The following is a 14886-nucleotide window of genomic DNA, read 5'->3' as shown; positions in this document are numbered from 1 at the left end:
GAATATACGCTGTCCGCCACGCTCTTCAGGCCTATGTTCAGTTTAAATTCACTTCCGGCCTGCACCGTATCGGGGCCGGTTATGGTTACTAGCGGCTCATTCACAGGAGCTTTTAACGGAGTGCCGGTGACGGTTATTCCTTCAGAAGTATTCCAGTAAGTATCCACCGCTTTTATAGTTATTGCATAATTTACTCCACCCGTTAAGTCATCTATTGTCACTGAAGTATCATATACCGATGCATAAACTGATTTTTCAAAGCCCTGACCATCCGTTAATTTTATCCATATCTTGTTTAAATCGGCATCCTGCGGGTTGGTCCATGTCAGTGTCAGTGATTCGACATCTGCTACTACCTTGACATTACTTACGTCGGATGGAGGAGTCGTATCATCTTTTAATATAAACTTGGCGTCGGCCCAATCAGCGTGGTCATTGCTATTTCCATCTCCGTTGTCAGTAACAACCAGTTTTAATTTATTTGCTCCAGTCAGATCTACATTTACAGGTATTGCCGGGGTATTTCTTCTCATCGTTCCGCTGTCAAATATCTTGGTGTCATCCACATAAACCTGGAAGACTATAGAGCCGCTGTTACTGGCTTCTCTGTCAAGCCCGACATACGCCTGAAAAGCTTGGTAGCCTTTTCCCGCCACATCATATATAATTTCAGAATTTGCATGGGTCCCGATCCCTTTGTTGAAGGTTATATCCTTTGTACCGTCATATAGCGTAATTGTATTCCAATCTATACTTTTATCCTTCTTGATCGTACTCCAGCCAACCGTGGCGCTTTCCCAGTCTACATCACTTGCATAAATTTCTGTGGTCAAATTGAACTCTATAGTATACGTGAATCTTTCTCCCAGCGGATTTATAGCGGTAATTACAGCCTGTCCGGGTAATATTTCAGCCTGTTTTACATTGACTTTTACAGCATCGCTGGAAGGAACAGCTTCGACAACCGGTATTTCGGTAATTTTGCCCTTAGGATAAGTGATTTGATATTCATATACGTTGCTGTCAAATGTATCCAGCGATTTGCCATTTATTTTAATACCAGAAAGGGGAGATAAAATTACTGCCGTCTTGCTTTCCTGCATCGGATCCATCTCATTTAAATCAACGGGCAACAATCTATAGCTGTATGAATATGTTTTATTGGCGTATAATGTGAATTCAGGATGAGGTCTTGCACCCCAGCTATTATCTCCTCCAACACCCATCTGATGATAATTCAATCTTAATGTTATATCATCTTTCCTGTTTAATTTATACGGATGATCCACACTGTCCAGGTCCCAGGGTGTATAATGCAATGCATTCACTTCCAGTAAAGGAAGCCCGACTGCCATAAGACCGACACCACTGCTGTCTGTCAAAGTCACCCATCTTACATCCGTTTTGTTTCCTGTTTCCTGAGGCTCAATGTATGAGAAAAATTGCTCATCCACTGTACTGCTATATACTCCCACATCGGCTCCGGTATTTCTGTCCCAATAGTTTTCTTGCGGGCCTCTGCCGTACCATCTGATATTTTCAAATCCTGCCGGCATGGTTATAATCGTCCCCACTTCCGGTATCTCAGGCAAGGATTTTGAGCCCGGAACCAGGACGTTATCCACAAGAACATCGCCGCTTCCGTATACAGTAAATGTCATTTTATACTGGGAGGGTGCAGTAGTGGGCAAGGTCCCGTTTACTTCTATTTTTACTACTTTATCGTTTAGAGGTGATACAGTTACATCACTTACCTGCCTGTTTAAGCCCGCCAACCTCCATGTGGCGCATCTTGCTGGCATTCCGTTTCCTTTATCGTTATCGTTTGGAGCTCTCCAGTAATTTGGAATCGGCCCTTCTTTAATCAATTGCTTACCTTTATAGACATAGGATGTCATAGTGCCTTTTGTCTTATCAAAACTTATACTGAAATCCTGGCCCGTTATTTCTACCTGATAAACTTCCTCATACACGCTCAGAGGAGGCATGCTATTAATATTCAAGGATGGTGCAACGGGAGTAGAGAATGGAATTTCAAATTGTTCCTTTGCTATCTCATAACCTGCTTGAGCCCAAAGTTTATTATTTTTGAGTGTAAAGCTTATATTCAACCAGTACTCGGCACCGGCTTTCAAACTCGACGGTTTTGTGAACGGTATTGTAATTTCTTTCATTGTCTGAGGTGCCACATCTAAATCGTCAGCCGTCAAGTTACCCTGCTGAATTATTTCATTATCTTCTTTTAATACCCATTTAGCATTGTATTCATCTTTTAAATTTGTAAACAAATGCTCATTTACTATCTCGATTTTACCTTTTAACAGGTCCACCGGTTTTATCAGTATATTTTGATATACCTTTTTCACTTCATATATTTCCGGTTGCGGAGTCCTGTCTATTGATATCAAGCCGTTTGCGCAGAAGTTGCCATCATTTGGATTGTCTCCCCAGTCACCGCCATATGCATAATAGTAATCATCTTTATACGCTTTTTCTTCATTTATATTCTCAAAATCGAACCATGCTACAACTCCTTCATCTTCGGGAGTTCTCGTGTTAGAATTCAGTTCATCAATTGTTAATGCTTTGTTGTAAATCCTGACCTTGTCTATTAAGCCGTTAAAGCCTCTACCTGTTTCCAGATCTCTCCCTATCCCCAGCACATAATTATTCCCTTGATTTATACTGTTTGAAGAAACATCTTTAGTATTAACAATATTACCATCGATATATAATTTCAAAGTATTTCCATCATTTATTCCAGCCACATGATGCCATTTATTCACCCAGTCAGCGGGTAAAGGAGAGTTCACAGCAATCCACTTCGCAGTGCTATCATAGATGAAAAACTCTAAGTTTTCTCCCCTACCATCTGTTTTCAGAGCATATTGAGTATCACCTTTGGCTAGTATGACCTGATGTGAAGCTTTTGATTTTGGATACACCCATGCTTCAAGAGTAAAGGGTTGTTTTCCGGTGAAGCCCAATTTATCGCTTTGAGGTAATAGTGCATATCCTTTTAATACTTTTCCGTATGTTACATCACCCGTATCATAAATTGTTCCTGTCACATCCGCCGCAAATTGATTCGCACTCAGATCTTTCACAGTCTTTTTTGCTGGCACCGGCCATAGAAGCGCTTGATCAACAAAGTCCCATATGAAACCGCCATGTAGTATTGGATAGGCTCTATAAACATTCCAATATTGATATAAATCTCCTACACTGTTGCCCATTGCATGGGCATATTCGCACTGCAGATATGGCTTTGTATTATTGGGATTTTTCGCATAGCTTTCTACAGTTTCCACAGAGGCATACATCTGACTATAGATATCAGCTACTGAATTCATACCTTCGTAATGTACTGGTCGTTTTTGTATATCATTCTGGTGTATCCAATCTGCTTCCGCTTGAAAGTTACTTCCACTTCCAGCTTCATTGCCCAGTGACCATATCACTACAGACGGATGATTTTTATCTCTCTCCACCATACTTTGTGCCCTGTCTATAACGGCAGCCGTCCAATTCGGATCACTTTTTGGAACTGAACCGCTTACCCCGTGGCTTTCAACATTCGCTTCATCCATAACATACAGGCCGTATTCGTCGCAAAGATCATACCACAAGGGGTCATCCGGATAGTGGCATGTCCTTACCGCATTTATGTTAAATTGTTTCATTATCTTTATATCCTGGATCATTCTCTCCTTTGTCATAGTCTTGCCCAAAACGGGATCTATCTCGTGGCGGTTTACACCTTTAAACAGGACTTTTTTGCCATTTATTAGAATCTGTTTATCTTTAATTTCTACTTCTCTGAAGCCAATCCGGGAACTTGTCGTTTCGATAATGTTTCCATCAGGATCTTTCAGCGATAAAACAATAGTATACAGGTTCGGGTATTCGGACGACCATTTCTTGGGGTTTTCTATCACTTGATTTGTGCTAACAATTACTTCATTTCTCCCTGTGACATCCGCATTTATTACTACAGGGCTGGGTAATACAGCTTGCTGGTCGTCATAAAGTTGAGCTTCCACACTGTAAACTCCTTCTGCTGCAGTTAAATTTCTCAGCTCCACATTTAATGTCAATGTGGCGTTAACATATTGCTCGTCCAGATCGGTCGCCACGCTGAAATCCCAGATGTTTACTTTAGGCTTTGAGTATAAAAACACATCTCTGAATATGCCGCTCAGTCTGATCATATCCTGGTCTTCCAGGTAATACCCATCTGACCAGCGATACACCTCCACAGCCAGAACATTTTCACCCGGCTGAATAAAAGGAGTTATATCAAAGTCCTTTGGGGTCATACTGTCTTCACTGTAGCCCACCTGACGGCCGTTCACCCAGACATAAAAAGCCGACTGAACTCCCTGAAACGATAAGTATATCTTTCTGCCGTCCCAATTCTCTGGAATTGTAAATGTGGTCCTGTAGGAGCCCACTGGGTTATATATCGTAGGCGCCTTTGGCGGACTTACCGGCTCGTAACCCGCCCATGGATAAGTAATGTTTGTATATATAGGATAATCGTATCCCTGGGTTTCCCAGTTACCCGGTACCGTTATCTCTCCCCAATTGTTCACATCATAATTGGGATCATAAAAATTAGCAGGTTTAGATGCTGGATTGGGCGACCATTTAAATTTCCATTTGCCGTTTAATGATTTCACATAAGGTGAGCTTTCTTTTTCAAGTGTGGCCGCGTATTTTAGGGCATTTTCCACTGTATCAAAGGGAATAAAATATGCATGAGCCGGTTCCACGTTAATCTTGAATACTGCTGGTTTATTATTCCACTCATCGCCAGACCAGGTGGCATCGGCTAAAGCCGCCACATTCACATTGCTGAGTAAAAAAATGAGCATAACAAATAATACTATTGACTTACGCCGCTTTCCCATCCTTATTAAATCCCCCTTTAATTCCCTTTAAATCCCCCTTAATTTAATTTTCAAAAAATAGGTAAACTCCTGTTTTTTCCGTCTTAATTATAAAATAATTTATTTCATATGTTCGTATCCCCCTTTCTATTAATTTATTTATCTTATCCTTATTTTCAGCTGAATTTCGCCCTTTAACTCAGCACCCCCAGATTCATCATGGCTAAAGCGGCGCTCCCCACCATGCCTGATTCGTCACCCAGTTCCGCCTTTACTATCTGAACATTTTCCGCCACATTTCTCATTGCTCTCAATCTCACGTATTTTCTCAAAGGTTCCAGCAGTCTTTCGCCCGCCAGGGACACACCTCCCCCAATTATGACCATCTCGGGATTAATGAGATCAATGTAATTTGCGATGCCAATGCCCAGGATTTCCGCCGTCTCGTCCATTATCTTCACGGCAAGTCTGTCTTTCAGGTCATAAGCTTTCGATACCGTTTCGGCGGTGATTTTCGACAAGTCTCCTCCCACCAGGGAAATCATTACTGTGTAATTACCGGCCTGAATGTATTCTCTCGCTCTTCTTGCAATGCCGGTGGCGGATGCGTAAACCTCAAGGCATCCGCGATTTCCGCAGTTGCAATAGAGTCCGTCCTTAAAAACGGTAATATGACCTATTTCACCGGCACTGCCCGAAGAACCCCGGAACAATTTGCCACCTATGATTATTCCCGATCCCACTCCTGTGCCCACGGTAATGCATATTAAGTTATCCACATTTTTGCCGGCTCCAAAATATTTTTCTCCCAGAGTGGCCACTCTTACGTCGTTATCCATAAATATAGGGACTTCAAAATCTTCTTTAATTTTTTCGACTACCGGCACATTCTCCCAGCCCAGGTTTCCGGCGAATCTGGAAATCCCCCGTTCAGAGTCCACCAGCCCGGGTATGCCGAGACCGATGCCTCTGATCTCTTTTATTCCCGCCACTTCAGTCATGACCTCATATATGGTTTCTTTCATGTTTTTTATCACGTGGTCGGGGCCGAACTTTGCTTCCGTGGGAAATTTGGATTTTTTTATGATACGCCCCTTTTCATCCACCAGGGCTGTGGCAATGTTGGTCCCGCCGAGATCGCAGCCTATAAAATACATACCGACCCCTTCTTTAGATGTGATAAACACAAGTCTGCCCACAAAACCCTCCGGCCCGGCGCCTCTCTTTTTTTTGGCCTCAACCTTATGTCCGCAGCAGGCCCCGGGCATGAATCACAGATTAACTAAAATTCGTGCACCTGATCCTACTTCTTTACGAAGGACTTTCTGATGTCAAAGGCCACGGCCGACACTATAATTAAACCCTTTATTATTTGCTGCCAGTATGGATTCAGGCCGACGAAAGTCAGGCCGTAATTTATTACGGTGAAAATGAGGACCCCGCTCAGCACGCCCGGAACGGTGCCCACGCCTCCAGTTATTGAGACTCCCCCGACCACGCAGGCGGCTATGGCGTCCAGTTCGTACATGAAACCGTAATTGTTGGTGGCGCCGCCGGTCCTGGCCGCCTCCAGCACCCCCGCCACGCCGTAGAGAGCACCGGCGAAGGCGTAGACGAAAAGCAGTGTTTTCGCCACATTGATGCCCGACACTGTGGCCGCGTTGACGTTGCCTCCGATGGCGTAAATGCTTTTGCCCAGACTGGTTTTATTCAATATCACCCAAGCCACCAGCGCCATGGTAACGGCTATTATCAGAATATAGGGGATGGAGTACAACCCGTTGGGACCTATAAAGCCTGTGCCCAGATTGGTGAAATCCTTTCTCAGGCCGCCTATGGGCTGGGAATTGTTGGGCGGCAGATCGAAGTAAATGGAGTTTATGCCGTACACCATGACCATGGTTCCCAGCGTGGCTATAAACGGCGGGACACTCAATCTCGAGACTATCATACCGTTCAACAGACCGACGGCAAGGCCCGCCAGAACGGCCAGCAATATGGGCAGCCACAAGGGCAGATTGGGCAGGTTGGGGTAAAAGCGCCTAGCATAGTCGGCAGTCTGCAGCATGGATGATGAAAGAACCGCGGCAAACCCCACCATGCGGCCGGACGAAAGGTCGGTGCCTCCTGTTATCAGCACGAAAGCGGCTCCCAGTGCGATGATAGCACGGGTCGACGACTGTACCAGGATATCCCGCAGGCACCGTATGGACAGAAAGGCCGGATTCCATGCAGCGATGATTATAATCAGGGCCAGCAGCACCATATTAATGGCATTCTGGGAGAGAAATTCTCTTATATCCGCTTTTTTTCTTATATTTGTATTTAACATAGATAAAAAGCCTCCTCACAACGCTTGCCGCAGATTTTGAATGGTGCCAAAAATTATGCTATAAACCTGGTGGCAAGACGCATTATCTCTTCTTCCGTGGCGTTTTTTGCTTCGATTATCCCCGAAAGGTGGCCTTCACACATGACCATTATCCTGTCAGACATGCCCAGAAGTTCGGGCATTTCTGAAGATATCATTATTATGCTCTTGCCCTGTCTGGCCAGTTCCGCTATAATCGTATATATCTCATATTTTGCGCCCACATCTATGCCTCTGGTGGGTTCGTCCAGCAGCAGTATCTCCGGCTCTGTGAGCAGCCAGCGGGCAAACAGCACTTTTTGCTGGTTTCCTCCCGAAAGGTCCCTTATCAATGTTTTCAGGGAAGGGGTTTTCACCCTGAGCAGTTCCGTATTTTTCGCCACATCCGATTTCATCTTTTTTTCATCAAGCAACAAATAGGGCTTGACATAACGGGCTATATTGGCTATAGAAGTATTTTCCAGCACCGGCAGTACCGGGATTATGCCGGTAAGCCGGCGGTCTTCCGTGAGCAGCGCCATTTTATGTCTTTTGGCGTCCATGGGAGATTTTATCTTTACCTTTTTGCCCTTAATAAAAATCTCTCCCGACTCCACAGACCTCAATCCGAACAGCGCCTCAATCAATTCGGTGCGCTGGGCGCCCACCAGCCCGCCCATGCCGAGTATCTCGCCTTTCCGCAGTTCAAAGGAAATATTTTTAAACGATTTCGGCAGGGGCGATGTGAAATTTTCCACTTTCAACACCACTTCCCCCGGGACGTTATGGCGGCTGGGGAATCTGTTGGTAAGCTCCCGGCCCACCATCTTTGAAATCATCATGTCAATGGTGAGTTCCGAGGCGGGCCATGTGCCGATGCGCCTGCCGTCACGCATTATCGTTACCTCGTCGGCTATTTTCAGTATCTCTTCCATTTTGTGAGATATATAAATTACAGCCACTCCCCGTTTTTTCAGGTCCCGGATTATCCTGAACAGGTGTTCCACTTCATTTTCAGTGAGGGAAGAGGTCGGTTCATCCATTATAATTATTTTTGAATTGTAGGATATGGCCTTTGCGATTTCCATAAGCTGTATTTTTGAAACTGAAAGGCTTCCCACCGTCGTATTCGGTTTTATATCGATGCTGAATTCGTTTAACAGCTTCTCCGTCTCTTCGTACATCCTTTTATGGTCCACAAAACTCAAAGGCCCGTATCTTCTTTCAGGGAACCGCCCCAGCCAGATATTTTCCATAACGCTCCTGTGGGGCACCGGGTGCAGTTCCTGGTGAATCATTGAAATGCCCATTTTGAGAGCATCCCTGGGGCTGTTTATATCTACTTTTTCCCCGTTTAAAATCACCTGGCCCGAGTTAGGCCTGTATATCCCGAAAAGGCATTTCATAAGAGTGGACTTCCCTGCACCGTTTTCACCCACCAGAGCGTGAATGGTCCCCGCCCTGACTTTTAAAGTCACATCGTCCAGCGCCTTTACGCCCGGAAATTCCTTGGAGATGTTATTCATTTCAAGCAAAAATTCATTTTCAGCCATATCAAATGTCACCTTTTTTATGTTGTTTTTAAATTACAGGCAGGGGAGCAATGCAGTCGTGCACCGCCCCCTGCACAAATCACAAATAACTTTATTCAGCAGCTTATTTTGCCTCATTTATATTTTCTTTCGTGATCTTCTTGTAAGGTATCCAGATATACTTGCCGTCGGTGATTTCATAGCCGATATTGTCCTTGGTCGGCTCTATACCCTGGGCGAGCGTATACGCAAGCATAAATGTGGCCTTGCCCTGATTCTTGCCGTCGTTCAGCACGGTGCCGAGAAGCGTTCCTTCTTCCAGAGCCTGTAAGGCGGGTGCGGTGGCGTCAACGCCGACCACCGGCATGAATTTGTTATCCTTGAAATATCCGGCAGCCTTTAAAGCCTCTATGGCTCCCAGTGCCATATCGTCGTTGTTGGCGAAGACGACCTCGATTTTATCTCCCAGCGATGCGAGGAAGGCCGCCATTTTCTCCTGTCCCTTGACCCGGTCCCACATTCCGGTGTCTTCAGCCAGCTTTTCTGTTTTTATGCCCGCATCTTCCACGGCCTTTATGGAGTATTGAGTGCGCAGTTCGGCATCCTGGTGACCCGGTTCGCCCTTCAACATCACGTACTGTATAACCCCGTCTTTGTTCTTATCCGCCTCGGGATGCGACTTCCAGTAATCGACGATGATCTGGCCCTGTATGGTTCCGGATTCCTCTGCTTTGGCTCCCACGTAATACACCTTATCCCATTTCTGCATATCTTCCGGCAGAGGCTCACGGTTGAAGAACACCACAGGGATATTGGCCTGCTTTGCCTTATCGATAATCACGCCAGCCGTGGTGCGGTCTACCGGATTAATCGCAAGAGCATTTACCTTCTTTGTTATGAAAAGATCTATCTTGTCATTTTGCGTCGGCTGAGAATTCTGGCTGTCGACGATCTCCACGTCCGCCTTGCCCTCGGCCGCCTTGGCGATGGCGTCGCGCACCGACGTCATAAAGGTATCGTCAAATTTATATATGGCGCACCCGATGACGGGTTTGGCGGCGCTGGATGAGCTCTGGTCACCGGAACCTGAGCTCTGGCCGGAACTTGAGCCCTGCCCGGAACCGCCGGTGGATGAACCCCCGCATCCTGTCAGAATAAGTGACAGTCCCAGGAACATCACAAGCACAGTAAGTAAAAATTTTTTCATTTTCATAAAGTTTCCCTCTCCTTTGAACATTAAATTTTGCTTACTGAAACATTCTTTAAAAGCCTTTCCACATCTTCCCTTTTGCATCTGCCTGTTTCCGCCGTCATGGCATTTGCCGCCGATACCGCGACGCCCAGCCTCAACATTTCGGCTATACTATATTTTCTCAATAGTGCGACTGCAAAACCCGCAATCATGGCATCGCCGCAGCTTACCGTATTTACCGCTTTAATTCTGGGTGCAGGAGCATACAAAACATCTTCGCCATTTGCCAGCACCGCTCCTTTAGAACCCAGAGATATTACCGAAATTTCTACTCCCATTTCCAGCAGTTTTTTTGCAGCCAGCTTTGCATCTTCAACATTTTCAATGGTCATATTAAGCAGCAGTTCAGCTTCTTTTTTGTTGGGCTTTACCAGCGTCGGGCTCGCTTCTATCCCCCCTTTTAAATATTCGCCGCTCGTGTCAAGTATCACCTTCTTTCCATGCGTTTTGCCCATATCGATTAGTTTTGCGTAAATTTTGGGCTCAACCCCATTAGGGGCACTTCCAGATAAGGTTATCAAATCACAAGATTCTATTAATTCTTCATATGTTGAGATAAAATCTTCAATATTTTTTTCATTTACAGCCGGTCCCGGCTCGAGCAATTCTGTCTGGATGCCGGTGTAATTGTCAATTATATTTATGCACGATCTTGTTTCGCCTTCAATATGAACGAATCTATGCGAAATTCCACTATTATCCAGTTCATTCTCTATAAATTTTCCTGCACAGCCGCCGGTAAAGCCGGTGGCTATTACAGGTTCGCCGAGAACGGATAAAACCCTTGAAACATTAAGCCCCTTACCACCCGCCGAATAAATCGCTTTTTTTACCCTTACAACTTCGCCGATTTTGAAATCATCGACATAATATGCTTTATCTATAGAGGTGTTCAACGTCACCGTAAGTATCACTTATATCACTCCGCCATTTTTTTCTTAAACAGGTTGATGACGTCTACGGGAGTCGGGTCAACACCCCTGTATATGGGCGTATACAGAGTGATAAAATCGCCGAGGTAGACCAGGGAAAACATCCTGGCTAGCCTGGTTTTCCCTTCCGCATACAGTTCGGTAACCCTTCCCATTCTCTCTTTTAAAATATCGATTGTGATAATTTTCCGCTTTTTTATTTTTTCTGAATCAAGTATATCATCTTTAAGTACTAAAAGGTGAAATTTTTCTAACAACTCCGCGGGCATATCCCAACCCACAGCTTCATCATGATGCAGTGATGGTATAACATTATAAAAAGCCATTAATTTGCTGTTTTCGCCGAATTGATTTTTTATTCGCCAGGCTACAGAATCATAAAAATCCAGAGATCCATATATAAGAGGGATATAACCGTATAAGCTGATAGCCACCTGCTTTGCAAGATTTTTTTCTACAGGTGTCTCCGCCCGGTATCTTTCTTTTAAAACGGAAAATAACTCGATAAGGTCTTCCACGTCTCCGGTCTTATCTGAAATCATCCCCAGCTTTGTCAGAATCGACAGCATCGGAACTAATATGTATCCCAGATCCCGCCGGGGATGGCCTATATCGTAAGGGACAATAAGGGTCGGGACACCGTCCCGCCGGCATATCTCTTCCAGCCTTCCGCCGGAGGTGATGGCCACCATGTAAGCTCCTCTTTTTTTGGCCTGCTCGTAAGCGCTTAAAGTTTCTTCGGTGTTCCCCGAATGGGAAACCACGAAAACCAGTGAATCGCCGTCAACAAAAGCAGGCACGTCGTAGCCCTGATTTATTATCACAGGGATTTTAAGTTCGTCAAAGAGATAGGACCTCAACAATCCGCCGGCCACCGAAGAACCGCCGCCGGTGCCCAATAAAACCAGCTCATGAAATTCCCTTCCGGGGTTTTTTATTTCAAAACTCTTTCCCAGTTCAAAGCCCTCTCTGAATTGAACATCGTAATTTTCTGTGGTAATCAGCGATCCCAGCGAGTCTATTTCTCTTATTTTTTTTATATCGTTTAAGTCAATCAATTAAGCGTCCTCCTTTTAACTTTACCACTGGCGCCTGCCAGCAGAATTTTTGATTTTACCAGGTCTTTTACGACTTTCATAGCGGGCTTAAAATATTTCCTTGGATCCACCTCCCCGGGGTTATTTTTAAAAAACTCTTTCAATGCCATGGCAAAAACCGTTCTAATATCCGTGGCAATGTTTATCTTGCAGATCCCAAGAGATACGGCCTTTCTCAACATCTCGTCGGGGACTCCGGAACAGCCGTGAAGCACCAGGGGCACCGGGACCAACCTTCTTATGCTTTCCAGCCTCTCAAAATCCAGCCTTGGCTCCCCTCTGTAAAAGCCGTGGGCCGTGCCTATGGCGACAGCCAGCGAGTCCACGCCGGTCCTTGCCACAAATTCCGCCGCTTCCTCGGGGTTTGTAAGAGACGCCTGGTATTCGCCCACGGACAATTCTTCTTCCGCACCGCCTACCCTGCCCAGTTCCGCTTCCACCTGGACACCCCTACTGTGGGCGAATTCGACTACTTCTTTCACCAGTGCAATGTTTTCCTCTAAAGGCAACCGGCTGCCGTCTATCATCACGGAAGTATAACCGGCGTTTATACACTCTACGGCAAGTTCAAGGCTTTCGCCGTGGTCCAGGTGGAGGGCTACGGGAATGGAAGACTCTTCGGCTGCGGTTTTGGCCATGGCATAAAGGTAGTTTACCCCCGCATATTTACACGTCCCCGGCGTGGTCTGAAGTATCACCGGGGCTTCCTCCTCCCGGGCCGCTTCAACCACCGCCTTCATGGTCTCCATATTGTGCACGTTAAACGCCGCTACGGCAAAGCCGCATTTTTGAGCATTTTCCAGAATTTCCTTCGATGATACCAGTGCCATCTGTCTTTACCTCCTCAATGTTGTCCCCCATTTTGGCTCATCTATTAAAGCACTTCCGTCAGCACCATATCCGCGGCACCCTTTAATGTGGCTTCCTCCCCCATGGTGGAAAAGCTGATTTTACAAACGCCGCAGCAGCTTTCCAGCGCCCTGTCTTTCACCGTTTCCAGAATGGTTTCCTCTATAAAGGGTCTGGCATGGGTTATACCGCCGCCCAAAACCACCAGTTCAGGATTAAAGGTGTTTATTATGTTTGCTATGGCTATTCCCAGGTACCTGGCCACCTGCCGCAATATCCGGCACGCAAGTATGTCGCCATGAGATGCTGCTTCATAAATGGTTTCAGGGGTAACCGACTCGAGGTCTCCCTGGACCAGTTCGACAACCATGGAATGCCTGCCTTCTTTTATGGATTTAACCATGGTCCTGACCAGCGCGTTTTCCGAAGCCATGGCTTCCAGACACCCATAATTGCCGCAACTGCACTGTGGTCCACCCACATCTATGGTGGTATGCCCTATTTCGCCGGCGCTGTCGCTCAACCCCCTGTACAATTTGCCGTCCAGTATGATGCCCGATCCGATGCCGTATCCAACCTTCAAAAAAACCATATTGTTAATATCCCTGGCGCAACCGTAATAAAATTCACCCAGGGTCATGGCCCGCACATCGTTTTCCACAAAAGTGGGTATGTGTAATTTGTCTTCCACAATAAATTTGATAGGCACATTTTTCCATCCTATATTGGGTGCAAAAATGGAGATGCCTTCCCTTGCCTTCACAGGCCCGTGGACGACCACGCCTATCCCCGGTATTCCGGCGGTGGCTTCTTTCTGGTATGCGGAAATGGAACTGATCATGAGATCCAGTATTTCTTCTTTACTCAAGTTCTTTATCCTGCGGCTTTCCTGCCTTAAAATATTTAGATCTCCATCCGTAAGATAGCTGGATAATTTATTGGAGCTGATATGGACCACAATGACGTTCAACGCCTGGGGGTTCGTCTTCAAAAGCAAGGGCCTCCGGCCTCCGCTGGATTCTCCCATGGCGTATTCTACAATCAAATTAAGTTCCTGCAGCTTATTTATTATATTTGTTACGGTGGGTGGCGTAAGATTTGTTAGCTTTGCAATATCTGCCCTTGATATGGGACCTCTTTGCCTTATAAGATTCATCACAAGAGAGTCGTTAGCGGTTTTTAATAATTTGTTGTTACTGGGTATCGTATTTTGCACTTTAATTCCTACTTTCTTAAATTCTTAATAAAGTTTTTATATATTATATTCTACATTACTTTGCGAAATCCTCCTTATAAAAATATTTTTTTGTTTTTTCTATAATTAAATTTTCTTTATATTTCTATATGTTTGCATAATAATATTTAGAATAAAGATTTTATTAACAAATAAAAAAATTGTCTTCGAGGCTTTAACCAGGGCGCTGATGTTATGCACCCGCATATCTGACCGGTTTTGTGTCTACAAGGTGACATTATCATAAAATAACCACATAAAAACAACCACACTCTATTGACATTTCATGAACGATTTATTATAATTTTTATCAACATACTAATATTTAGTTTCACTCTTATCCAGAGCGGCGGAGGGACTGGCCCTATGAAGCCCGGCAACCGGCCCAGAAGGCTTGGTGCCAATTCCTGCAGCGCAAGCTGAGAGATAAGAGGTAAAGCGGCCGCATCCTCTTCTTTCAGCGAAGAGGTTTTTTATTTCTTCAATTAAATATGCAGAACCTTATCCAGAGCGGCGGAGGGACTGGCCCTATGAAGCCCGGCAACCGGCCCAGAAGGCTTGGTGCCAATTCCTGCAGCGCAAGCTGAAAGATAAGGTCCTTTTTTAAAAGCGACCCCTTTCAGCAGGGGTCCTTTTTTTGCTCAAAAACGGGATGAAAATACAGTTTTTCGAAAAATAAGTCCTGCGGTAAAAAGTCAAGTACCTAAAAATAACAAAATGGAAAATATTTAGCTCACTTTTTGTAAAA

Annotated in this window: 9 protein-coding genes and 2 riboswitches; all 9 genes read right to left on the bottom strand. The window is 45.1% G+C overall.

The features are described 5' to 3' along the window. On the bottom strand, positions 1–4913 hold a 4913-nt coding region (locus ACKX14_RS14690; RefSeq protein ID WP_422448964.1), incomplete at its 3' end, for a glycoside hydrolase family 2 TIM barrel-domain containing protein. 173 nt (positions 4914–5086) lie between these two features. After that, complete coding sequence (locus ACKX14_RS14685) at positions 5087–6091, bottom strand: ROK family protein (RefSeq protein WP_422448962.1); 1005 nt, start codon at positions 6089–6091, stop codon at positions 5087–5089. 104 nt (positions 6092–6195) lie between these two features. Continuing rightward, the gene (mglC, locus tag ACKX14_RS14680) at positions 6196–7224 is read right to left on the bottom strand and encodes a galactose/methyl galactoside ABC transporter permease MglC (protein ID WP_422448960.1); all 1029 of its coding nucleotides are present in this window, start codon (positions 7222–7224) and stop codon (positions 6196–6198) included. A gap of 53 nt (positions 7225–7277) precedes the next feature. After that, on the bottom strand, positions 7278–8795 hold the full coding sequence (locus tag ACKX14_RS14675; protein WP_422448958.1) for a sugar ABC transporter ATP-binding protein: 1518 nt from the start codon (positions 8793–8795) through the stop codon (positions 7278–7280). A 103-nt stretch (positions 8796–8898) separates the two neighbouring features. Then, positions 8899–9981, bottom strand: coding sequence for a galactose ABC transporter substrate-binding protein (locus ACKX14_RS14670; protein ID WP_422448966.1), 1083 nt, complete (start codon positions 9979–9981; stop codon positions 8899–8901). A gap of 29 nt (positions 9982–10010) precedes the next feature. Continuing rightward, a complete protein-coding gene (pfkB, locus tag ACKX14_RS14665) occupies positions 10011–10940 on the bottom strand; it encodes a 1-phosphofructokinase (RefSeq protein ID WP_422448956.1) in 930 nt (309 codons plus the stop codon). Positions 10941–10945: 5 nt separating this feature from the next. After that, positions 10946–12016, bottom strand: a complete 1071-nt coding sequence (locus tag ACKX14_RS14660) for a bifunctional phosphoglucose/phosphomannose isomerase (protein ID WP_422448954.1) — start codon at positions 12014–12016, stop codon at positions 10946–10948. After that, positions 12013–12885 carry a class II fructose-1,6-bisphosphate aldolase gene (gene fba / locus ACKX14_RS14655; RefSeq protein WP_422448952.1) on the bottom strand — a complete coding sequence of 291 codons (873 nt, stop codon included), beginning with the start codon at positions 12883–12885 and terminating at the stop codon, positions 12013–12015. The genes ACKX14_RS14660 and fba overlap by 4 nt, the downstream gene beginning before the upstream one ends. Positions 12886–12929: 44 nt before the next feature. After that, positions 12930–14120: an ROK family transcriptional regulator gene (locus ACKX14_RS14650; protein WP_422448950.1), complete on the bottom strand. Its 1191-nt coding sequence runs from the start codon at positions 14118–14120 to the stop codon at positions 12930–12932. Positions 14121–14472: 352 nt separating this feature from the next. Then, a riboswitch (SAM riboswitch) is annotated at positions 14473–14571 on the top strand. Positions 14572–14636: 65 nt separating this feature from the next. Further along, positions 14637–14735, top strand: a riboswitch (SAM riboswitch). The last annotated feature ends 151 nt before the right edge of the window (positions 14736–14886 follow it).

It is taken from the genome of Thermorhabdus hydrogeniformans (assembly GCF_049310025.1).
Classification (GTDB): Bacteria; Bacillota; Thermosediminibacteria; order Thermosediminibacterales; family Tepidanaerobacteraceae; genus JBJYKD01.
This window is presented reverse-complemented; position numbering and strand designations above follow the sequence as displayed.